The 22,584-nt window shown below is 67.9% G+C and carries 19 protein-coding genes and 1 pseudogene; 14 read left to right on the top strand and 6 right to left on the bottom strand.

The annotated features are described in order from the left end of the window. Positions 1-47: 47 nt before the first annotated feature. From acpP to rrtA, 4 genes are all read right to left on the bottom strand, one after another. Positions 48-293, bottom strand: a complete 246-nt coding sequence (gene acpP, locus ED208_RS10880) for an acyl carrier protein (protein ID WP_123211919.1) — start codon at positions 291-293, stop codon at positions 48-50. 146 nt (positions 294-439) lie between these two features. Then, positions 440-1,183, bottom strand: a complete 744-nt coding sequence (gene fabG / locus ED208_RS10875) for a 3-oxoacyl-ACP reductase FabG (protein WP_123211918.1) — start codon at positions 1,181-1,183, stop codon at positions 440-442. Between the two features lie 2 nt (positions 1,184-1,185). Then, complete coding sequence (gene fabD, locus ED208_RS10870; RefSeq protein ID WP_123211917.1) at positions 1,186-2,139, bottom strand: ACP S-malonyltransferase; 954 nt, start codon at positions 2,137-2,139, stop codon at positions 1,186-1,188. Between the two features lie 88 nt (positions 2,140-2,227). Next, the gene (rrtA, locus tag ED208_RS10865; protein WP_233575034.1) at positions 2,228-2,908 is read right to left on the bottom strand and encodes a rhombosortase; all 681 of its coding nucleotides are present in this window, start codon (positions 2,906-2,908) and stop codon (positions 2,228-2,230) included. A 53-nt stretch (positions 2,909-2,961) separates the two neighbouring features. Between rrtA and gspG the strand changes: the two genes are divergently transcribed. From gspG to ED208_RS10810, 11 genes and pseudogenes are all read left to right on the top strand, one after another. Then, complete coding sequence (gene gspG, locus ED208_RS10860) at positions 2,962-3,408, top strand: type II secretion system major pseudopilin GspG (protein ID WP_123211916.1); 447 nt, start codon at positions 2,962-2,964, stop codon at positions 3,406-3,408. Positions 3,409-3,620: 212 nt separating this feature from the next. Next, entirely contained in the window at positions 3,621-4,214 is a 594-nt protein-coding gene (gene gspH / locus ED208_RS10855) for a type II secretion system minor pseudopilin GspH (protein ID WP_158608516.1), read from the top strand. Beyond that, the gene (gene gspI, locus ED208_RS10850) at positions 4,211-4,609 is read left to right on the top strand and encodes a type II secretion system minor pseudopilin GspI (RefSeq protein ID WP_123211914.1); all 399 of its coding nucleotides are present in this window, start codon (positions 4,211-4,213) and stop codon (positions 4,607-4,609) included. The genes gspH and gspI overlap by 4 nt, the downstream gene beginning before the upstream one ends. Then, entirely contained in the window at positions 4,606-5,355 is a 750-nt protein-coding gene (gene gspJ, locus ED208_RS10845; RefSeq protein ID WP_158608515.1) for a type II secretion system minor pseudopilin GspJ, read from the top strand. Before gspI ends, gspJ begins: the two co-directional genes overlap by 4 nt. Continuing rightward, complete coding sequence (gspK, locus tag ED208_RS10840; RefSeq protein WP_123211912.1) at positions 5,352-6,308, top strand: type II secretion system minor pseudopilin GspK; 957 nt, start codon at positions 5,352-5,354, stop codon at positions 6,306-6,308. Before gspJ ends, gspK begins: the two co-directional genes overlap by 4 nt. A 9-nt stretch (positions 6,309-6,317) precedes the next feature. Then, entirely contained in the window at positions 6,318-7,526 is a 1,209-nt protein-coding gene (gene gspL, locus ED208_RS10835) for a type II secretion system protein GspL (RefSeq protein WP_123211911.1), read from the top strand. Beyond that, the gene (locus ED208_RS10830; RefSeq protein WP_123211910.1) at positions 7,523-8,089 is read left to right on the top strand and encodes a type II secretion system protein M; all 567 of its coding nucleotides are present in this window, start codon (positions 7,523-7,525) and stop codon (positions 8,087-8,089) included. Before gspL ends, ED208_RS10830 begins: the two co-directional genes overlap by 4 nt. Continuing rightward, positions 8,086-8,841 (top strand): type II secretion system protein N, encoded by a 756-nt coding sequence (locus ED208_RS10825; RefSeq protein ID WP_158608514.1) that lies wholly within the window; start codon positions 8,086-8,088, stop codon positions 8,839-8,841. The genes ED208_RS10830 and ED208_RS10825 overlap by 4 nt, the downstream gene beginning before the upstream one ends. Then, positions 8,838-9,278, top strand: a pseudogene (locus ED208_RS10820) (NUDIX hydrolase); the annotation flags it as partial. The gene ED208_RS10825 and the pseudogene ED208_RS10820, both read left to right, overlap by 4 nt. 121 nt (positions 9,279-9,399) lie before the next feature. Beyond that, the gene (mnmA, locus tag ED208_RS10815) at positions 9,400-10,479 is read left to right on the top strand and encodes a tRNA 2-thiouridine(34) synthase MnmA (protein WP_123211907.1); all 1,080 of its coding nucleotides are present in this window, start codon (positions 9,400-9,402) and stop codon (positions 10,477-10,479) included. A gap of 98 nt (positions 10,480-10,577) precedes the next feature. After that, complete coding sequence (locus ED208_RS10810; protein ID WP_123211906.1) at positions 10,578-10,865, top strand: hypothetical protein; 288 nt, start codon at positions 10,578-10,580, stop codon at positions 10,863-10,865. Positions 10,866-11,248: 383 nt separating this feature from the next. On the opposite strand, the gene ED208_RS10805 is transcribed toward ED208_RS10810, so the two are convergent. Beyond that, positions 11,249-12,394, bottom strand: a complete 1,146-nt coding sequence (locus ED208_RS10805) for a response regulator (protein WP_123211905.1) — start codon at positions 12,392-12,394, stop codon at positions 11,249-11,251. Then, complete coding sequence (locus ED208_RS10800) at positions 12,391-17,493, bottom strand: PAS domain-containing protein (protein ID WP_123211904.1); 5,103 nt, start codon at positions 17,491-17,493, stop codon at positions 12,391-12,393. Before ED208_RS10800 ends, ED208_RS10805 begins: the two co-directional genes overlap by 4 nt. 251 nt (positions 17,494-17,744) lie before the next feature. Here ED208_RS10800 and acnA point away from each other — a divergent pair, with 251 nt between their 5' ends. The 3 genes from acnA (at position 17,745) to ED208_RS10785 (ending at position 22,520) form a co-directional block, all read left to right on the top strand. Then, on the top strand, positions 17,745-20,408 hold the full coding sequence (gene acnA, locus ED208_RS10795) for an aconitate hydratase AcnA (protein WP_123211903.1): 2,664 nt from the start codon (positions 17,745-17,747) through the stop codon (positions 20,406-20,408). A 179-nt stretch (positions 20,409-20,587) separates the two neighbouring features. Then, positions 20,588-21,622: a hypothetical protein gene (locus ED208_RS10790; protein WP_123211902.1), complete on the top strand. Its 1,035-nt coding sequence runs from the start codon at positions 20,588-20,590 to the stop codon at positions 21,620-21,622. Between the two features lie 133 nt (positions 21,623-21,755). Beyond that, positions 21,756-22,520, top strand: a complete 765-nt coding sequence (locus tag ED208_RS10785; protein WP_123212021.1) for a ParA family protein — start codon at positions 21,756-21,758, stop codon at positions 22,518-22,520. The last annotated feature ends 64 nt before the right edge of the window (positions 22,521-22,584 follow it).

The following is a 22,584-nucleotide window of genomic DNA, read 5'->3' as shown; positions in this document are numbered from 1 at the left end:
GTGCAGTCCGTGAAATCGGGGAGGGAGTACAGCGAGGCCGGGGAGCCTCAGGACGCCGAGCTGGCGTGGGTCTTGATGTAGTTCAGCACGTCCTGGAAGGTGCGGATCTTTTCCGCTTCTTCGTCGGGGATGTCGATTTCAAACTCTTCTTCCAGCGCCATCACCAGCTCGACGGTGTCGAGGGAATCGGCGCCGAGGTCTTCCACAAAAGCGGATTCCGGCTTGATCTGGTCTTCGCTCACGGAGAGCTGTTCAGCGATGATCTTCTTGACTTTTTCTTCCAAGCTACTCATGTCGGCTCCTTAAAGCCTCGGTTCGTTGTGGCGGGCGGATTCTAAGCGATGGTTTGTGACGGTCGCCACCCAGGTCCGGGTACAGCTGTTGCAATGCAGCATCCACTATAGGGGCAAACGCGCGGCCGACGACGGCCCCGGCGAAACTATTGCATGTACATGCCGCCGTTCACCTGCAGGGTTTCGCCGGTGATGTAGCTGGCGGCCGGCGAGGCCAGGAAGCAGACCGCCGCCGCGATGTCTTCCGGCGCGCCGAGACGACCGGCCGGCACCTGCTCCAGCAGCGCGCCGCGCGCGGCCTCGGGCAGGGCCTTGGTCATGTCGGTGTCGATGAAGCCGGGCGCGACGACGTTGACGGTGATGCCACGTGAGCCGATCTCGCGCGCCAGCGACTTCGAGAAGCCGATCAGACCGGCCTTGGCCGCGCAGTAGTTGGCCTGGCCGGCATTGCCCATCAGGCCCACCACCGAACCCACGGAGACGATGCGGCCGTAGCGCGCCTTCATCATCCCGCGCAGCACCGCGCGGCTGAGCCGGAACACCGCGCTGAGGTCGGTGTCGATCACCTGCGCCCAGTCCTCGTCCTTCATCCGCATCAGCAGAGTGTCGCGGGTGACGCCGGCGTTGTTGACCAGGATGGCGATGGCGCCCTTGTCCTTGGCAATGGCCTCCACCAATCCCTCGGTGGCGGCGCCGTCGCGCACGTCCAGCACGCGGCCTTCGCCGCCGTAGGGCGCCAGCGCCTCGCTGATCGCCGCCGCGCCGGATTCGCTGGTGGCGGTGCCGATCACCGTGGCGCCTGCCTGCGCCAGCGCGAGCGCGATGGCGCGGCCGATACCACGCGAGGCGCCGGTGACCAGGGCGACCTGGCCTTGATAGGAAATCTGCATGTTCAGTTCACTCCCTTGAGGGTTTGCAGGGCGGCATCGAACTGCGCCGGATCCTCCAGCGCGTAGAGCCTGGCGCCATCGACGCTGCGCTTGACCAGGCCGGTGAGCACCTTGCCGGGGCCACATTCCAGCCAGTGCCCGACACCCTGCCCGGCCAGCGCCTGGATGCTGCGCGTCCACTGCACCGGCTGGTGCAACTGCGCAGCGAGCGCGGCGCGGATCTCCTGCGGGTCCTGGCGCGGCGCGGCGTCGAGGTTGTGCAGCACCGGAATCTTCGGCGCCTGCACGGCGGTCGCGGCCAGGGCTTCGGCGAGTTGCGCGGCGGCGTCCTTCAGCAGGGCGCAGTGCGAGGGCACCGACATGCCCACCCGCATCACCATGCGCGCGCCCTTGGCCTTGCCGTTGGCGAGCAGCCAGTCGAGCGCCGGGGTTTCACCGGCCACCACCACCTGGCCGGGGCTGTTGTAGTTGGCCGGCGTCAACAGCTCGTGGCCGGGATACTCGGCGCAGAGCCGCGCCACCGCCTCGTCGTCGAGGCCGATCACTGCCGCCATGCCGCCCTGGCCCTCGGGCACGGCGGCCTGCATCAACTGGCCGCGCAGGCGCACCAGACGCAGCGCGTCGGCGAAGCTGATGGATTCAGCGGCCACCAGGGCGCTGTACTCGCCGAGGCTGTGGCCGGCCAGCGCCAGCGGCCGCGCGCCCGACCGCGCCTGCCAGGCGCGCCACACCGCCACCGCCGCCGCCAGCAGTGCCGGCTGGGTGTTCTCGGTGCGATCAAGCTCTTCCTTGGGGCCCGCCCGGACCAAGCCGGCGAGGTCGAATCCGAGCACCTCGGAGGCTTCGGCGTAGGTTTCGGCAATCGCCGGCTGGGTGCCGGCCAGGGCCTGGAGCATCCCGACCGACTGGGAGCCTTGCCCGGGGAACAGGAAGGCGTGCGCATGGGCTTCGGACATCGGGTCCTCGAAATGAAGGTGGATTGGAAGCGGCGCCGACTCTACACAAAGGCCGGCGCGCCGACCTACTCCCAATTGGTGGAGGGCCTCAGCGCCAGAACGCCCAGCGTTCCGGCTTCCAGAACGACCGGAACACCAGGCCGTAGACCAGACCGGAGATCGCGCCCCAGAGATGCGAGTCCAGCGCCACCTTGCCGCCGATGGCGTGCTCGTCGGACACCGGCGCGCCGGCATACAGCTCGTAGCCGAGCTTGCCGAGCAGATAGAGGATGCAGCCGAGGGCGACGATGTCCTTCTTCAGCGCCTGTGGCATCAGGCCGAGCAGGAACAGGCCGTGCATCACCCCGGACAGACCCACGTACCAGCGCAGGTCCGGCGCGTAGAAGTAGAGGCCGGCGCTCATGCCGAGGCCGAGGAGAATCACCCGCCGCGCCCACACCGCCGCCGACAGTCGCTCCGGGCAGAGCAGCACCAGCACCAGCACGCCCAGTTCATTGAGGAACAGATGCCAGGGGCCGTGGAACCGGAAGCCCTCCCAGACAATCGTATTGCCCGGCAAATGCACGAGGTTGCCGGTCAGCAGACGCCACCACTCTCCGCCGGCGATCGCGACGCGGTCGTAGCGCAGGGCGTTGATCCAGGGCTCGCCGCCCAGGGCCAGCAGGGCGATCAGAGCCATCAGCAGCAGCGGCGAGGACCAGACGGCGAAGTCGGTCCAGGGATTTTTCAGTGCCGTCGTCGCGGTGTTGTCAGACGCGTTTGTTATCATCCGCAGCGTTCCAGCAGTGTTCACGAAGTCTAAGCAAATCAAGGATTTTTACGATGCCCACATCGAAGCACCCGACCCGCCAACGCGGCTTCACCCTCATCGAGATCATGGTGGTGGTGGTGATTCTCGGCATCCTGGCCGCCGTCGTGGTGCCGCGCATTATGGATCGCCCGGATGACGCCCGTATCGCCAAGGCCAAGCAGGACATCCGCGTGCTGGAGTCCTCGCTCAACCTCTACAAGCTCGACAACTTCTACTACCCCTCGACCCAGCAGGGCCTCGAAGCGCTGATCGCGCCGCCGCAAGGCGACCCGCCGGCCAAGAACTGGAAACCGGGCGGCTATGTGCAGAAGCTGCCCAACGACCCCTGGGGCAATCCCTACCAGTACCTGCAACCCGGCACCAAGGGCGAGTTCGACCTGTTCAGCCTGGGCTCCGACAACAAGCCGGGCGGCGAAGGCGCCGCCGGCGACATCGGCAACTGGGATCTGGGTGGGTGAGCCACCGCGCTTCGCGAGCGAAGCTCGCGGCGGTGGCGAACGCCTCGCCAGGGATGGCGAGGCCGGGGCCAGATACGAAGTGCCAGGCCGCGTCAGGGATCGCAACAACACCAGTCCATCACCCTGAACCGTTGCGAGCACCGCTCGCGGCGGTCGCGAACGCTTCGTCAGTGATGGCTAGAAATCAGGCCAGCCTTGGCAGACCAGAGCGAGTGAAATTCGCTGCAGTCGCGAAGCGCGCAGCCTCCGGCGGCTTCACCCTGCTCGAACTCGCCGTTGTCATTTTGATCATCGGCGTGCTTGCCACCTTCGCGATGCTGTCGGTCGGCAACCGCGTGCAGGAGGACCGGCTGGAAAACGAGGCCCGGCGGATGAAAGCCCTGGTGCAACTGGCGGCCGAGGAAGCCGAGGCCAAGGGTGTCGAGATCGGCCTGCGCTTCACCGAAAGTGAGTTTCGCCTGCTGGTGCTGGACGAGGACCGCAAGTGGGCCGATCTGGAGAAGACCGGCAGCCTGCGCCGGCGCCAGATTCCGCCGCCGTTGGCGGTGAGTCTGAGTGTCGACGGCCGTCGCGTGGTACTGCCCGCCAACGACCCGTCCGAGGCAGAGCTGCAAAAGCAGGCCAAGTCCCCGTCGATGACCGCCGCAGTGAAGAAGATGGAGCCCCAGGTGCTATTGCTGTCCAGCGGCGAACTGACGCCGTTCGCGCTTGACCTCGGCGCGCCGGGCCTGGGCTTCTTCTACCGCCTGGAAGGCGATGTGCTCGGCCGGCTGCAACTCAACCGTGTCGCGGTGCCACGCGAATGAACCTGCCCCGCCACCTCAGGCAGCGCGGTTTCACCCTGCTGGAGCTGCTGGTGGCCGTGGCGATACTGGCCATCGCCCTGGGCGCCATGCTCTCCGGCTTCGCCCGCTACGCCTCCCAGGCCGGCTATCTGCGCGAACGCAGCATCGCCACCTGGGTGGCCCACAACCGCCTGACCGAGATTGAGCTGGAGCCATCCTGGCCATCGACCGGCAGCCGCGAGGGCAAGACCGAGATGGCCGGCGTCGAATGGAAGTGGCGGCTGGAAGTGCGCAGCACCGACGACCCGGATCTGCGCCGCCTGGATCTCAAGGTGATCTCGCCCAGCGCCAAGGATGCCGACAGCGCCGATGCCGCCAGCAGCGCCGACCTCACCGCCTTCATGAGTCAGCGATGAAAGCCAACCGCGGATTCACGTTGCTGGAACTGGTCGTCGTGCTGGCGATCTTCTCGGTGTTTGCCGCCATGGCCTATGGCGGTCTCAACTATGTGCTCAACACCCGTCGCGAACTGGAAAGCCGGCTGGACCGCACGGCCGAGTGGCAGAAGGCCTTCCAGCGTCTGCGTAACGATTTTCAGCTCGCCTCCACCCGCGGCGTGCGCGACGGCTTCGGCCAGAACCGCCCGGCGCTGGAGTTCGAGGAATACCAGCAGCGCGTGGAGTTCACCCATGGCGGCTGGCGCAACCCGCTGTACCAGCCGCGCTCCAGCCTGGAACGTATCGCCTATCGCTACGACGAAAAGACCGACGAACTGCTGCGCGAAACCTGGCGGGTGCTGGACCGCGCCGAGGACCGCGACCCGGTGCGTCTGGTGGTGCTGAGCAAGCTCGACGAGGTGCGCTGGCGCTTTCTCGACCGTGATCGCGAGTGGCGCGAGCGCTGGCCGGCCGGAGCCGGCGGCCTGGCGGCTGCGACCGGCGCCAGCAGCAGCCCACCGCCACGGGCGGTGGAGCTGACACTGAAGAGCAAGGATTACGAGGAGGTGCGCTGGCTGTTCCGCATCGGCGTCGATCCCATCCCCGCCAGCAGCGGCAGCGGTTCCTCCGGTTCCGGGTCCAGTTCCGGCTCGGGTTCCGGCTCGGGTTCCGGTTCCGGCAGCAGTGGTAGCAGCGGCAGCTCTTCCGGCAGCGGTGGCGAATGAAGCGTTCGTCCCGACTGCGATCCCGCGGCATCGCCCTGATCACCGCCATGCTGGTGATGGCGCTCGCCACCATCGCTACTGCCGCCGTGCTCGGCTCGGCCAATGCCGCGATCCGGCGCACCGCCACCCTGATCGACGGCGAACGCGCCTGGTGGTACGCCGACGGCCTGGAGTCCTGGGTGCTGTCGGTGCTCAAGCGCGACCTGCAGAAGAACAACATCGACTCCCTGGACGAGGACTGGGCGCGCCCGGTGGACTACCTGCCGGTGGAACAGGGCGCGCTGCGCGGCCATCTCGAAGACCTGCAAGGCCGCTTCAACCTCAACAATCTCGGCTCCAACAAGCCGCTGGTGTTCGTGAAGCAGTTCCAGAGTCTGTTCGGGCAGGTGCCAGGCCTCGACGCCAGTCAGGCCAGCGCCATCGCCGAAGCGATCCGCGACTGGATCGACAGCAACCAGGTTCCCGGTGGCAGCGGCGGCGCCGAGGACAGCGACTACCAGAGTCTGGCCCAGCCCTACCGCAGCGCCGACCAGCCGCTGCGCAGCCCCACGGAACTGCTGGCGATCAAGGGCGTCACTCCCGAGATCTACCGGGCGCTGGCCCCGTTCGTGACCGCCTTGCCCCTGGGCGGCGGCGGCGCGCCGACGCCGGTCAATGTCAACACCGCCAAGCCCGAGGTTCTGTATTCGCTCTCGGATCAGATCGACAAACAGAAGATGGATCAGTGGCTACAGAAGCGGAAGTCCGAGCCGGTGGACAACCCGCAGAAGTTGCAGAGCGACGGCACCCTGCCCGCCGATGTCACCGCCGACTTGGTCTCGGCCAAGACCAGCTACTTCCTGATGGTCGCGGAAGCCTTCATTGGCAGCGGTCGTGTCGCCCTCTATAGTGTGGTGCTGCGGCCCGGTTCGGGTACGCCCACTATCATCAGCCGCAGCCTCGATACCGAATAAGCCAGCCCCATGCGCGAGACGCTGCATATCCGCCTTCGCGAGCCTGGCTCGGAAGCCCCCGTTGCCTACGCCCTGACCAGCAGCGACAACCCGGTCAGCGTGCTGGTCCGTGAAGCGCCGCTGACCGAGGTGCTGGAACTCGCGCCACAGCGTCGCCTGGTGCTCTACGTGCCCGGCGAGGATGTGCGCCTGCTGAGTGCCAATCTGCCGGTGCGTCAGGCCGCCAAGGCCCTGCTGGCGGCGCCCTATGCGCTGGAAGACCAGTTCGCCGAGGACGTCGAGACCCTGCATTTCGCGGTCGCGCCGCAGCCATTGGCCAACAACGAATGGCCGGTCGCGGTGGTCGCCGAGGAACAGTTGCGCGCCTGGCTGCAACCCTTGCTGGCGCGCGGTCTGGCGCCCGACGCCCTGGTGCCGGAAACCCTGGCCCTGCCCTGGCGCGACGACGCCCGCTGGACCGTGCTGGCCGAGCCCGGAAAGCTCAGCGTGCGCACCGGCCCCTACGCCGGTTTCGGCTGCCTGGCCGAGGACTTCGAGCTGTTCCTCGACCTCGCCGAAGGCGGCCAGAAGCACGCCCTGCGCATCCTGGTCGGCCGCGAGGTCGAAACCGACTTCACCCGCCTGGAGCGCGATGTCGAGCTGCTGCCCGGCCTGGAACATCCGCTGGAAGCCTTCGCCCGCCATTACCGGCCGGCGCAGAGCATCAACCTGCTGCAGGGCGCCTATGCCCAGCAGCGGGGCTTCAGCAAGCAATGGCAGGCCTGGAAACTCAGCGCCGGCCTGCTCGCCCTCGCCTTCCTGCTCGGCGCCGCCGGCAACGGCCTGAGCGCACTGGCGCTCAAGCACCAGGCCAACCGCCAGCAGGCCGCCAACGAAGCACGCTTCCGCGAGCTGTTCCCCAATGAGCAGCGGGTGGTGAATCTGCAGGCGCAGGCCGAGCAGCAGTTCGCCCTCGCCCAGGGCAATGCCAAGGGCGCCGGCCTGCTGCCGCTGCTGGATGCCCTGGCCGCCGGCCTGAAAGCCGCGCCCAGCCTGCAACTCGACGGTCTGCAATTCCGCGAAGGCGCCTTGTTCCTGAGCCTGAGCGGCAGCGATCTGGCCGCCCTCGACCAGTTGCGCGCCTACTACACCCCAGCCAGCGGGGCCCACCTCGACGTGCAGTCCGCCAACAGCGGCGAAGAGGGCCTGAAAATCCGCATCAAGCTGTCGCCCGCATGAGCGCCCTCGATCACATCTCCACCGCCGTCCAGACCCGGTTGTCGACCCTGGCGACCCAGGCCGAGCCGCATCTGGCGCCGCTCATGGCGCGCTACCGCGAGCTGCAACCGCGCGAACGTCTGATCGTCGCGCTCGGCGCCGCCGTGCTGGCGCTGACCCTGATCTACCTGCTGCTCTGGGAGCCTTTCGCCAAGGCACATGAGCGCCAGCAGGCGGCGCTGACCGAACAACGCGCCCTCGCCGAGCGCCTGGAAACCATCGGCGTAGTGGTGCAGCGGGCCCGCGCCTCCGGCCTGGGGGCCGTGCAGGGCGGCGGCCAATCGTTGCTGACCCTGGTCGACCAGGCCGCGCGGCTGCCGGAACTGGGCAAGGCGCCAACCCGGCTGCAGCCGGACGGCGAGACCGAGGTGAAGATCTGGTTCGAGGACGTGCCTTTCGACAATCTGGCGCGCTGGATCGGCATCCTCCAGAGTCGCTACGGGGTCAGCGTCAGCGGCGCCGAGATCGAGCGCCGCGCCAGCGCCGGCCTGGTCAACGCCCGCCTGAGCCTGGTACGTCCGTGATCGCCCGCAAGCACATCCTCTGGGCAGCCGGCGCGGTATTCCTGCTGACACTGATCGCCAACATCCCGGCGGCGCTGCTGTACGCCGCCTTCAAGCCCCAAGCCTCGCCGGTGCAGGTTTATGGCCTGCAGGGCCCCTGGGCGGCCGGACAGCTCTCCGGCATCACCGTCAACAACCGCCTGGTGGCTCAGGACCTGCGCTGGCACTTCCAGCCCTGGTGGCTGCTGCTGGGCCGCGCTTCGGTCTGGGTGGAGGGTGGCGGCGGGCTGGCAACCCTGCAAGGCCGTGCCTCCGCTTCGCCACTGGCGCTGCGGCTCAGCGACTTCCGCATCGCTGGCGAGGTCAAGCGCCTCGCCGCGCTGGCCAATTTCAGCTACCTACCGGTCAGCGGCCAGGCTGGCGCCCAGATTGACAGCCTGATCGTCAAGAAAACCGGCATCGACACCGTCACCGGCCGCATTGAGCTGCGCGGTCTGGCCTGGACCCTGGCGCGCGAACCGCTGGCGCTGGGCGACTTCCAGATCGAGCTGCTGACCACACCGGAGGCGCTGATCGCCAAGGTCAGCTCGCCTTCCGGGCCGCTGGAGGCCGACGGCGAGGCGCGGCTGTTCCCCGACCAGCGCTACGAAACCGACATCCGCGTCCGGCCCAAGCCCGGCGCCAGCGAAATGCTGAAGAACTACCTGCGCTCGCTGGGCCCGGCCGACCCGGAGGGCTACCAGCACCTGCGCCAGAAGGGCCAGCTGAAATGAGCCTGCGTACGTGGATGCCGCATGTCACGGTCGCCACCGTGGTGGAGCGCAACGGCCGCTTCCTGCTGGTGGAGGAGCAGGTCGGCGAGGAGCTGGTCATCAACCAGCCCGCCGGCCACTGGGAGCAGGGCGAGACCCTGATGCAGGGCGCGGTGCGCGAAACCCTGGAGGAGACCGGCTGGCACGTCGAGATCACCGGCCTGGTCGGCGTCTACGAATACCAGCCGCCCGACCTCGACTACGCCTTCCTGCGCTTCGCGTTTTCCGCCAAGCCGCTGGAGCACGACGCCTCCCGACCGCTGGATACCGGCATCCGCCGCTGGTTCTGGATGGATCAGTACGAATTGCAGGACGAGATCTACCGCCACCGCAGCCCGATGGTGCAGCAGTGCGTGGAGGACTACTGGACCGCGAAGCGCTATCCGCTGCGCGTGCTCACCCATCTGACGCCGCTGGGCGGCGCGCCGGTGCCGGACGACGAGGAAGCGCCGCTGGCGCAATCGATCCCCGGCAGTGGCTCGCTGACCCTGCCCGACGAACTCTAGGACGAGGCGGGTCATGAGCCGGCACGTCATGGTCGGCCTCTCCGGCGGGGTCGATTCGGCGGTTTCCGCCTGGCTGCTGAAGGAGCAGGGCTACCGGGTGTCCGGGCTGTTCATGCAGAACTGGGCCGAGGACGAGTCCGGCTACTGCACCGCCGCCGAGGACTACCAGAGCGCGCGCGCGGTGGCCGAGGAACTGGGCATCCCGCTGCACCGGGTGGACTTCTCCGTCGAATACCGCGAGCGGGTGTTCGCCAGCTTCCTGCGCCAGTTGCGCGAGGGCAAGACCCCCAACCCGGACGTGCTCTGTAACCGCGAGATCAAGTTCCAGCCCTTCGTCGAGCATGCCCGCCGGCTCGGCGCCGAGTTGGTCGCCACCGGCCACTACGCCGATCTGGCGGCCTCCGCCGAAGGTCCGCTGCTGCTGCGCGCCGCCGACGAGAACAAGGACCAGAGCTATTTCCTGGCCGGGGTGCCGCGCGCGCAGTTCGAGAATGTGCTGTTCCCGCTCGGCGGCCTGAGCAAGCCGGAGGTGCGCGCCCTCGCCGCCCGCGCCGGGCTGCCCAACCACCGCCGCAAGGACTCCACCGGCATCTGCTTCATCGGTGAGCGGCCGTTCGCCGACTTCCTCGCCGAGCACCTGCCACCGGACCCCGGCCCGATCGAGTCCGATCAGGGCGAGGTGCTCGGCGAACACCGGGGCCTGCAGTTCTTCACCCTCGGCCAGCGCAAGGGCGTTGGCATCGGCGGCCGGCGCGGCGCCAGCGAGGCGCCCTGGTACGTGGTCGACAAGGATCTCGCCCGCAAGGCCCTGATCGTCTCCCAGCAGGCCGAGCATCCACGGCTGTTCCGCCGCACTTTGCATACCGGGCGCTTTCACTGGCTGGCGCCGCTGTGCGCGCGGGAACCGCTGTTCGGGCGCTTGCGCCACCGCCAGCCACTCGCCGCCTGTCGCCTCGTCGAGACCGCCGACGGCGCGCTGCGGGTGGAGTTCGAGCAGGCGCAGCGGGCGGTCACTCCGGGTCAGTATCTGGCGCTATACCAGGGCAGAACCTGCCTCGGCTGCGGGGAAATCGCGGCGGCCGGACCGGCCTAGGGATTTTCTCTACAGATGTTTTGACGGCGTTCCCCCCGCGCGTCGGAGGACTAGGGTTCCAGGGTCGATAACAGGCCCGTGAACCGGAGGACACCGACATGCGCCGTCTGCAACTCTGTGGCTTTGTGCTGTGCCTGGTCGCCACTGCCTCCGTCGCGGCCGAGGCGCCAAGACGCTATCTCTACCCGGTGCCCGGCGCCGAAGATGCCTGCGTGCAGACCTGCCTGAGCGAACACGAGATCTGTCTGCTCGGTGCCGATGGCGAACCCGGTCTGTGCGGCGACGAACAGCGGCTCTGCGTCGAGCGCTGCGATCCGCAGATGATGAACACGGTGCTGACCGGCACGGTCGAAGATCGTCATCCGCGCGGACCCAAGACGCCCTAGGGTGTGTCATCAATTACCTGGTCGCTGCGGCCGAAGGCTGTTTTGGGGCAGTGCAAGGAAGCCAGGGAGGGGAATAGTGGTTCTATTTCCCTCTCTGGCTGACGCCGCAATGCCCCAAAACAGTCCGGCGCCGACACGGTGTTTGCGCAGCAAGGGGTGCGGGAGGCGCCGGCGGGGCTCGCTCCCGCACCCGCCTCGCTACGCTCGGGCACCGTGTCGCGAGCCGGCCCCACAGGGTTGCGGCCAAAACCGCGCATTGCGTCGTTGCGAGACTTGCTCAGGTTCCAACCTGCGCTACGTCTCGCGCCTCGCACTGCGCGGTTTTGACTCGCAACGCAGCGAGCAGGTAATTGATGACACACCCTAGCTTCAGGTGGCCTCGCTCAGGCCTCCGGCAACTGCTCCCAGGCTGCGGTCCCGGGCGCCGGCTGCGGTCCCTGGTCGGCATACAGCTCCCGGATGTGGCGGATCTCCGGCAGGTGCTGGATGAACAGCTCCACCAGCCTCGGCTCGAAGTGGCGGCCGCTCTCGCGGCGCAGGAAGGCCACCGAATCGGCTTCCGACCAGGCCGGCTTGTAGGGCCGCTCCGAAGTCAGCGCGTCGAACACGTCGGCGATGGCGACAATGCGCCCGCCGATGGGAATCTTCTCGCCCTTGAGGCCACGCGGATAACCGCTGCCGTCCCATTTTTCGTGATGGGTCAGGGCGACGATGCGGGCGGTTTCCAGCAGCGGGTGGTCGTGCTTGCCGATGATGCCGGCACCGATGCTCGGGTGCTTGCGCATCACCTTCCATTCCTCCTCGGTGAGCATGCCCGGCTTCATCAGGATCGCTTCCGGAATGCCGATCTTGCCGACGTCGTGCATCGGCGCGGCATTGAACAGCACCTCGACATCCTCCGCGCTCATCCCCGAGGCCTCGGCGAGGATGCGGGCGTAGTGGCTCATGCGGATGATGTGCTGGCCGGTCTCGTCGTCCTTGAATTCGGCGGCGCGCCCGAGCCGGCGGATGATCTCCAGGCGGGTGCTTTCCAGCTCGCGGGTGCGCGCCGCCACCAGCTCGCTGAGGTTTCTTTCGTGGGCGTAGAGGCGCAGATGGGTGGCGACCCGCGCCTGCACCAGCGGTGGGCTCACCGGCTTGGTGATGTAGTCGACCCCGCCAACCTCGAAGCCGTGCTGTTCGTCCTCGACCTCGTTCATGCTGGTGACGAAGATCACCGGGATGCCACGGGTCTGCGGATTGGCCTTCAGCCGCCGGCAGACCTCGTAGCCGTCCATGCCCGGCATCATCACGTCGAGCAGGATCAGGTCGGGTTGCGGCTGCATCTGCGCCAGCGCCAGCGCCTTTTCGCCATTGGTTGCCACCTTCAGGGTGTAAGCGCCGGCCAGCACGCCGCGCAACACGTCGATGTTGAAGGGCGTGTCGTCGACCAGCAGCACTACTGGGCGGCTCAGCGGTTTGCCTGACTCCGGGCTGCTGTAGCCGATAGCGCTGCCGACGGCGCGGTCGGCGGAGGCTGATGGGGTCATGTCTGGGTTCCGGGCGGCGTCGCCGCCAGCGGCAGGTTGAGTTCGTGCATCAGATCATCCAGGGCCAGGGCGGCGGTTTCAAAGTCGTAGTTGTCGATCGCCATCCGCAAACGCAGGAAGGCGGGCGTGGCTGACTGCGCCAGCCGCGCCGAAAAGCCGGAAAAATGCACCTTGGCCTCGGCGTCGTGCTCGGCCAGCAGGCGCGCCAGCTGCTGCAACTGGGAGGCAAGTCCGGCTTCGATGGCCACGTCCCGCTCCGGCGGCGCGGACGCCTCTTCCAGCGCCTGCATCGCCGCCAGCGTCTGCTGCTGAGTCTGTTGCAAGCGCGCCAGTTGCTCACCGCTGGGCTGCTGATCCTGGCGCAAGGCCTGTTCGATCTCGCCGGCAAGGCCGGCCAGCCGCAGCGCGCCGAGATTGGCGGCGACGCCACGGAGGCTGTGCGCCTCGCGGCGGGCCCGTTCCCAGTCCTGCCCGCCCAAGGCCCCGGTGATCTGTTCCGCAGCCTGGTGATGATCCCGCTGGAAGCGCTCGACCAAGCGCCGGTACAGATCGCGGTTGCCGCCCAGATGCCGGATCGCCCCTTCGGCGTCGAGCAGCGCCGCATCGACCAATGCGCCCTCCGTCGCCGACACGACCGCCGGCAGGTCGGAACCCGCGACGGCCGGCGGTGGCAATCCGAGTTGCGCGCGTTGCAGGGCCAGCACCAGGGCGTCCCGCGCGACTGGCTTGCTGAGGTAGTCGCTCATGCCGGCCGCGAGCGCCTGCTGGCGATCCTCGGGCATCGCGTGGGCGGTCATGGCGATCACCGGCATGCGCCGGTAGCGGCTGTCGGCACGCAGTTTCCGCACCGTCGCCAGGCCGTCCAGTTCCGGCATCTGCAAATCCAGCAGCACCACGTCGAACGGCTCCTCGGCCAGCCTGGCCAGCACCTCCAGACCGTTGCGCGCCAGACCGACACGGGCACCGGCCGACTCCAGGATCTCGCGCTCGACCTGAAGGTTCACCTCGTTGTCGTCCGCCGCCAGCACCCGCAGGCCGGCCAGCGGCCGTACCGGCTCCGGCGGTTCCGAGGCAGATGGCGATTCCGGATGCCCCAGCGCCCGCAGCACGGCGCGAAACAGGCCGGCGGGGATGGCCGGACGGCTCAGGAAAGCCTGGACTCCGGATGCCTTGGCCAGTTCGGTCATGGCCTCGCCGAGCAGCGAGGACAGCATCACCAGCGCCGGCCGGGGTGCCAGCCCAAGCCCGTACAGGCGCTGCACGGTTTCCACCCCGCTCAGGCCGGGCAGGTCCCAGTCCAGCAGCAACAGGCGGTAGGGGTCGGTGCCGGCCTGCGCCAACCGCGCCAGTGCCAGCTCGCCAGTGGCGACCGGCTCGGCCCGGCAGCCGTAGGCCTTGAGCCAGCTCACCAGCAGCTCGGCACTGCCACGCCGGCCGTCCACCACCAGCGCCCGGCAGCCCTGCAAGTCCGGCGGCAGGCGGTAGCGGGGCTGCTCGCCCGCCGGCAGTTCCAGCAGCGCGTCGAAATGGAAACAGCTGCCCTGGCCGGGGCTGGATTCGACGCCGATCTCGCCCCCCATCAGCCGCACCAGGTTGCGCGAAATCGACAGCCCCAGGCCGGTTCCACCGTACTTGCGGGTGGTGGTGGCGTCGCCCTGCGCGAAGGACTCGAACAGCCGGCGTATCTGCTCGGCACTGAGGCCGATTCCCTGGTCGCGCAACTCGAAGCGCAGGCGCAGACCACTGCCCTCGCGGCCGGCCTCGCGTATCCGCAGGCAGACCTCGCCGGCGTCCGAGAATTTGATGGCATTGCTGGCCAGATTGAGCAGCACCTGGCCGAGGCGCAGCGGATCGCCGATCAGGCGGGTGGGCAGGTCGGTCGGCAGCTCAAAGCGCAGGTCCAGCGACTTCTCCGCCGCGCGCAGGCCGATCAGTCCGGCGAGGTCTTCCAGCACGTGGTTGAGGTCGAATTCGACGCGCTCCAGCTGCATGCGCCCGGCCTCGATCTTCGAGAGATCGAGAATGTCGCTGATGATGCCCAGCAGCGACTGGCTGGCGGTCTGGATCTTGCCGATGTAGTCGCGCTGACGCGGACTCAGTTCGGTCTGCAGCGCCAGCTGGCCGAGGCCGATGATGGCGTTCATCGGCGTGCGGATCTCGTGGCTCATGTTGGCCAGGAACTCGCTCTTCATCCGGCTCGCCGACTCGGCGGCGCGCTTGGCCTGCGCCAGCTGATCCTGCAGGGCCTTGATGTCACTGATGTCCTGCCAGGTACCGCTCCAGACCGTGCCTTCGGCATCCTCGCGCGGCAGCGACAGCGCGCCGCGCACCCAGCGCAGCCGGCCATCGGCGCCGCGCAGGCGGAAATCGTAGTGCAGGGGCTGCCGCTCGCGCTGGCTGCGTTGCAGGGCCTGGTCGAGCAGTTCGGCGTCTTCCGGCGGCAGTCGCGCCCACAGTGCCTGGATGTCGGCCTCGGCGGCCTGCTGGGAGACGCCGGCGAGATCCAGGAGGCTATCGCTGACAAACAGCAGACGCTGTCGCCCATCGGCTTCGCGCCGCAGCTGAAAGACCACGCAGGGGACGGTGGCGGTGATCTCCACCAGCCGCCGTTGCAGGGCTTCGGCACGGGCCTGGGCCTCCCTCTCGGCGGTGACATCCTCGGTGAAGCCGTTCCAAACCATGATCTCGCTGTCGGCGGAGGGGGCCGGGCGGCAGCGGGTGCGCAACCAGCGCAACTCGCCGTTGCGGCGACGGAAGCGGAAATCCAGGCTGACCAGGCTGCGCTCGCGGCGCGACGCCGCCAGCGCTTCGGTGATCCCGACCAGATCTTCGGCAACGGTGCGCTCGCGCAGTAACTCCGGCCGGCGTGCGATGTCCTCGGCGGCCATCTCGAACACCTCGCTGGCGACATCGCTGATGTAGGGATAAGCCACCTCGCCGCTCAGCGACTCCAGACGCTGGTAGACCACCCCCGGCAAGGCATCGGTGATGGCCTTGAGTCGCTCCTGGGCACGCTGGGCCTCGGCCTGCAGCAGCTTTTCCTCGCTGATCTCGTTGGTGACGCCATTCCAGACCAGGCTGCCGTCCGGCAGCCGGCGCGGCGCGGCCTGGGTGCGCATCCAGCCGATCACGCCGGACGGCAGTTGCACGCGATAGTCGAGGCGGTAGGGAGTCAGCGTCTCCATGGAGCGAGCCACCGCCGCACTGAGGCTCTGCTGGTCCTCGGGCGGTAGACGGGCGTAGATGCGCCCCTGCTCGGCCAAGGCCTCTGCCGCACTCAGGCCGTGGCTGCTGACGCCGGCCGAGATGAAGCTGAGCCGCCGTTCGCCGGTTTCGGCGTTCTGCCGCAACTGGTAGACGAAGCCGGGGATGTTGTCGGTGATGTCGCGGACGAAGCGTTCGGCTTCTTCCAGCCGCTGCTCGACCTGCTTGAGCCGGCTGACATTGCTGATGTAGCCGTTCCAGACCGTGCTGCCATTGCCCAGGCGCAGCGGCCGGGCGCTGGCGCGCAACCATTCCAGCTGGCCGTCGGGTCTGCGCAGACGGTACTCCACCTCATAGGCCTCCAGTCCCAGCGCCGAGCGCTGCACCGCCGCCCGCACACGCTCGCGGTCGTCCTCGTGAATGGCGTGGAAGATCGCCTCGCTGTCGCGCATCACCTCCTGCGGACTGAGGCCGCAGATCGACAGCAGCGAGGCACTGACGAAGTTGAAGCGGTAGCTGCCCTGGGCATCGCGCTCCAGCTGGAACACCACCTCGGGGACGTTGTCGGTGATCTCCCGCAGCCGCCGCTCGGCGCGTTCGGACTGCGCTTCCGCCAGCTTCTGCGCGGTGATGTCCACCGCCACCGCCTGCCAGAGCAGGCCACCGTCGGCCTGGCGGCGGGGCTCGGCGGTGCACTTCACCCAGCGCAGACCGTCCTTGCCAGCCAGGCGGAACTCGACCTCGCAGCGGCGCAGTCCCGGCCGGCTTTCGGCGACCGCTTCGGCGATCAGGGCCTGATCCTCGGCCGGGATGCCGGCCCGCAGCGTGGCCAGGGCCGGCAGCTCGGTGTCGGCGGCCAGCCCCAGGTAGTGCAGCACCTCGGGGCTGCAATCGCGCAGGCGCGGCGCGGCGGCGGGGGGCTCCTCCAGCTCGAACATCAGGCCCGGTCCGTATCCGGCGCGGGGCACCGGCGCCACCGGACTGGCCTGGCGCAGCGCGCGGCGGCGATACCAGTACCAGCCGGCGACCAGCAGCAACATCGGCAGCAGCAGATAGGGCCAGACGGAGGCGGCATCCTCGGCCGGCGGCGGCGCGCTGTGGCGCTCCTCGCCCAGCCAGGTTTCCCGCAGATGACGGTGGCGCGGCTCGGGGATTTCGTCCCAGGCGCGTTCGAGCAGGCCGGCGAGAACGGTGGCATTGGCCGGCAGCCACCAGCGCAAGGGCTGCGCCGGCTCCGAGGCCAGACCGCTGAACTGCAGATCGCCAAGGCCACGTTGACGAATCAGGTAGTCCGCGACCGCCAGGCCCTGGACGCTGGCGTCGGCATTGCCGAGCGCGACATCGACCAGCGCCGGCTCGAAGTTCTCGCTGTAGAGCAGCTGACTGCCGGGCTGGCGGGCGCCGTAACGCTCGCCCGGTGCGTAGCCGCTGACCAGGGCATAACGGCGGGCGCGACCGGCACCGAGACCGTCGTAGTCCGCGCCTAGCCGGCGGCTGACCAATACCGGGTAGTCCTGCGCCAGCACCCTCGCAAACGGACGCAGGCCGGCACCGGGGGGTACCTCCAGCGCGTAGGCCACCAGCAGCTGCGCCTGGTCGTCGTTGGCCATCTGCGCCAGCAGGCGGGCCCGTCGTGGCTGCGGCGACCACTGGAAGCGCAGCCCGGTGCGCTCCGCCAGTTCCTGCAGATAGTCGGTGACCAGCCCGAAGTGCCGGCCCTGCTCGTCGATGGCGTCGAACGGCGGCGCGCCGGCGTCGGAATAGACCGTAACCACCGGGTGCTGCGCCAGCCAGGCGGTCTCTTCGGCGCTGAGCTTGAGTGCCTGCGCCGGCCAGGCAAGCAGCAGCGCCGGGATCAGGGCCATCGCGCGCCGCCAGCCAGACCGGTTCAGCACGCCGCAACTCCGGCGGAGGTCAGCGAGTCGGCGGAAGCGGGAGTCAAAGCCTTGGCAAGCCTGTGGTGGTGGAAGAATCGAAGGATCGGCGGCCGCCGGAACGCGCGCGCCTCAGACCAAAGTGGTCGGGCTCAAGCGGTCGACGATCAGTATAATTGCGAGCTGCGCACCGCCAGGCCGGACATTGGGCCCGGACCAGCGGGCGGCGCACAGCCTCACGATTCCAGCCACCTCCCGGGAGCGAGCACGCCATGTCGGACAGCTTCAAAGCGAAGTCCACCCTTTCCGTCGGTTCCAAGAACTATACGTTCTTCGACCTCACCAAGCTGGAGGGCCAGTACAAGGTCTCCCGCCTGCCCTACTCCTACAAGGTCCTGCTGGAGAACCTGCTCCGCCACGAAGATGGCGTGAACACCACCAAGGAGACCATCGCCGCTCTCGCCAGCGCCGATCTCAAGAAGCTGCCGGCCAAGGACATCGACTTCACCCCGGCGCGCGTGATCCTGCAGGACTTCACCGGCGTGCCCTGCGTGGTCGACCTCGCCGCCATGCGCGATGCGATCAAGACCCTCGGCGGCGACGCCGCCAAGGTCAACCCGCTGTGCCCGGTCGAGCTGGTCATCGACCACTCGGTGATGATCGACCACTACGGCAGCAAGGCCGCGCTGGACTTGAACGCCAAGGTCGAGTTCGAGCGCAACGCCGAGCGCTACACCTTCCTGCGCTGGGGCCAGGAAGCGCTGAAGAACTTCAAGGCGGTGCCGCCGGATACCGGCATCGTCCACCAGGTCAACATCGAATACCTCGCCCGCGTGGTGTTCGAGAAAGACGGCCTGCTCTACCCCGATAGCTGCTTCGGCACCGACAGCCACACCACCATGGTGAACGGCATCGGCGTGCTCGGCTGGGGCGTTGGCGGCATCGAGGCCGAGGCCGCCATGCTCGGCCAGCCCTCCTCCATGCTGATGCCGGAAGTCATCGGCGTGCGCGTCACCGGCAAGCTCGCCGAAGGTGCGACCGCCACCGACCTCGTGCTCACCGTCACCGAGATGCTGCGCAAGCGCGGCGTGGTCGAGAAGTTCGTCGAGTTCTTCGGCCCGGCCATTGCCAACCTCTCGGCCTCGGATCGCAACACCATCGCCAACATGGGCCCGGAATACGGCGCCACCTGCGGCATCTTCCCGATCGACGAAGAAACGCTCAACTACCTGCGCCTGACCGGCCGTGGCGAGGACGACATCGCCAAGGTCAAGGCCTACGCCCAGGCCCAGGGCATGTGGTGGACGCCGGACGCGCCGGAAGCCGAGTACACCGACGTGCTGCACCTCGACCTCGGCAGCATCAAGCCCAGCCTCGCCGGCCCCAAGCGCCCGCAGGACCGCGTGCTGCTCAGCGATGTGAAGGCCAACTACAAGAAGGCCTTCGAGGCCGAGCAGAAGGCGCGCCCCTCCAAGGGCCCGGCCACGGTCACCGACAACGGCAAGACCTTCGAGCTGAAGGACGGCGCGGTGATGATCGCGGCGATCACCTCCTGCACCAACACCTCCAACCCCAGCGTGCTGATCGGCGCCGGCCTGCTCGCCAAGAAGGCGCGCGCGCTCGGCCTCAGCAGCCAGCCCTGGGTGAAGACCTCGCTCGCCCCCGGCTCGCTGGCGGTCACCGAGTATCTGAAGAAGGCCGGTCTGATCGAGGACCTGGAAGCCATGGGCTTCTACGTCACCGCCTACGGCTGCACCACCTGCATCGGCAACTCCGGCCCGCTCAACGAGCCCCTGGGCAAGGCGATCCAGGAGAACACCCTGTCGGTGTCGGCAGTGCTCTCGGGCAACCGCAACTTCGAGGGCCGCGTCCACCAGGACGTGCGCATGAACTACCTCGCCAGCCCGCCGCTGGTCGTGGCCTACGCCATCGCCGGCTCCACCGACCTCGACCTCACCAGCGAGCCGATCGGCAAGGGCAAGGACGGTCAGGACGTCTACCTGAAGGACATCTGGCCCTCCAACGCCGAGATCCAGGAAACCGTCGCCAAGGCGGTCACCGCCGACCTGTTCAAGGCCAGCTACGCCGACGTGCTCAAGGGCGATGCCCGCTGGCAGTCGATCAAGGTCGCCAAGTCCGACAGCTACCCCTGGGACGACAAGAGCACCTACATCCAGAACCCGCCCTACTTCAAGGGCATGACCATGACCCCGCCCGGCATCCAGCCGATTGCTGGCGCGCGCGTGCTGGCGGTGCTGGGCGACTCGATCACCACCGACCACATCAGCCCGGCCGGCGACATCAAGAAGGACGGCCCGGCCGGCAAGTACCTGATGGAGCACGGCGTGCAGCGCGCCGACTTCAACAGCTTCGGCAGCCGTCGCGGCAACCACGAGATCATGATGCGCGGCACCTTCGCCAACACCCGCATCAAGAACGCGATGACCCCGGGTGTCGAAGGCGGCGTTTCCAAGTACATCGGCAAGGACGGCAAGGCCGGCGATGTCGAGTCGATCTACGACGTGGCGATGAAGCACCAGGCCGATGGCACCCCGCTGGTGGTGCTGGCTGGCAAGGAGTACGGCACCGGCTCCTCGCGTGACTGGGCGGCCAAGGGCACCATCCTGCTCGGCGTGAAGGCGGTCATCAGCGAAAGCTTCGAGCGTATCCACCGCGCCAACCTGGTGGGCATGGGCGTGCTGCCGCTGAACTTCGTCGACGGCCAGAACGCCGGCTCGCTGGGCCTGGACGGCAGCGAGGTGTTCGACTTCGACGGCCTCAAGGCCGGCGCCACCGAGCTGAGCGTCAAGGCCACCAAGGCCGATGGCAGCGTGGTCAGCTTCAAGGCCAAGGTGCGCATCAACACGCCGAAGGAGTGGGACTACTACGCCCACGGCGGCGTGCTGCAGTACATGCTGCGGCAGATGGCGGCCTAAACCGCCGTCGCGGAAAAGACCCGGGCCTGGCCCGGGTTTTTTTTGCCCGAGCCCCAGCCCGCGGGCCGGGGTTTGCGGCGACGCCTGCCTGCGCCACGGCGAAGCGGGCATACTGCCTGGCCCTGTCTACCCAGCCGCCGCCGCAGCGGCAACCTGTCCTCCCGAGGAGCCCATTCAAGATGGCCAAGAAAGCCGCGAAACTCTCCAGCAAGGCCAGCGCCCTGCTCGATGCCCAAGTCGAGTGGTGGCTGGCGCGCCTGGATGCCAAGGCCCTGGAGCCCTGGCTGGAGGCCGAGGTCGACGCCCTGCTGCACGACGCCAGCAAGCTGAAGCTGGAGGAAGTGGTCAGCCGCAAGACCGTGCAGGAAATCGCCCGCCACTACGCCGCCGAAATGGAGCCGCACGGCGCCATCCCGGAGCTGGTCGGCGAGATCGCGCAGGCGGTGCAGGCGCACCCGATCCAGCGCAAGACCAAGCTCGGTGAGTTGCTGCCCGACCGCCACTTCCGCCACTGGCTGGACAAGCTCCTGGAACTGAAGGAGGCGCGTGCAGCGCTGATCCACGCCGGCCTCTCCAATCCGGTGGTGCACACCGTCGCTGGCGATCTGATCTATCGCGGCATCAGCGGCTACCTGGCGCAGAACAGCCTGACCAAGAGCATCCCCGGCGCCTCGTCGATGCTGAAGCTGGGCAAGTCGGTGCTGTCCAAGGCCACGCCCAAGCTCGACGCCGCCATCGAAAGCACCCTGCGCAAGTACATCCAGCAGAGCCTGGACGCAACCTTGCGCGAGAGCGAAAGCTCGCTGCAAACCCTGCTCGACGACCATCTGCTGCGCGAATCGGCGCTGGAGATCTGGGCCGGTCTCAAGCACCAGAGTCTGGCCGAGGCGCGCGCCACGGTCAGCACCGGCGATGTCGAGGAGCTGTTCGTGGTCGGCTACGAGCACTGGCGCAGCCTGCGCAAGACCGAGTGGTACTCGGCGGTGATCGACGCCGGCATCGAGGCCTTCTTCGACAAGTACGGCAAGACCCACTTGGCCGAACTGCTCGATGAAATGGGCATCAGCCGCAAGATGATCCTCACCGACCTGATGCGCTTCGCGCCGCCGGCGCTGGCCGCACTCAAGAAGAAGAAGCTGCTGGAACCGCTGATCCGGCGCTGGCTGGAGCCCTTCTACAGCTCGCCAGCGGCAGCCGCGCTGCTGGCCGATTAGGACCGGCGCGTCGATCACCGCCCGTCGCGTGGCGATTCCAAAACCGTCGAGACGGATTCGGAATCGCCGGTGATGGCCCGATTCTGGCGATAATGGAAAGGCATCCAACACCACTTCCAGCGGTTCCGACATGATCAAGCGCGTTGTCTTCAACCAGAAAGGCGGGGTCGGCAAGACCACCATCGTCTGCAATCTCGCCGCCATCGCGGCGGCTTCCGGCCTGCGTACCCTGGTGATCGACCTCGACACCCAGGGCAACTCCACCCAGTACCTGCTGGGCTCCGGCGGACTCAAGGCCGACCGCAGCATCGCCGACTTCTTCGAGGCGACGCTCAGCTTCACCCTGCAGATGCCGCCGCTGATGAGCTTCGCCACCAATACCCCGTTCGAGAACCTCGACGTGGTGGCTTCCAGCCCCAAGCTGGAGGAGCTGATCGTCAAACTGGAAGCCAAGCAGAAGATCTACAAGCTGCGCGACGCGCTGAAGAAGCTGAAAGGCTACGACGCGGTGTTCATCGACACCCCGCCGGCGCTCAACTTCTACTCGCGCTCGGCGCTGATCGCCGCCGACCGGGTGCTGATCCCCTTCGATTGCGACGAGTTCGCGCGCCAGGCGCTCTACACCCTGCTCGACAACATCCAGGAAATCCGCGCCGACCATAACGACGACCTCGCCATCGAGGGGATCGTCGTCAACCAGTTCCAGGCCCGCTCCAATCTGCCGCAGCGCCTGGTCAACGAGCTGAAGGCGGAAGGCCGACCGGTGCTGGAACAGACCATCGGCAGCTCGGTGAAGGTGAAGGAATCCCACGACCGCCATCTGCCGCTGGTGCACCTGGAGCGCTCGCACCGCATTACCCAGGAGTATCTGGCGCTGTATGAGTCGATTGCCGGCTGAGTGGCGCCGCAAGCCGCCAGCAGAAAGGCCTCGCATCGCGAGGCCTTTTGGTTTCAACAACCAC

Origin of the sequence: Stagnimonas aquatica, assembly GCF_003730135.1 — a bacterium.
Classification (GTDB): Bacteria; Pseudomonadota; Gammaproteobacteria; order Nevskiales; family Nevskiaceae; genus Stagnimonas; species Stagnimonas aquatica.
Note: the sequence above shows the minus strand (reverse complement) of the source record. Positions and strands in the feature narration are given on the sequence as shown.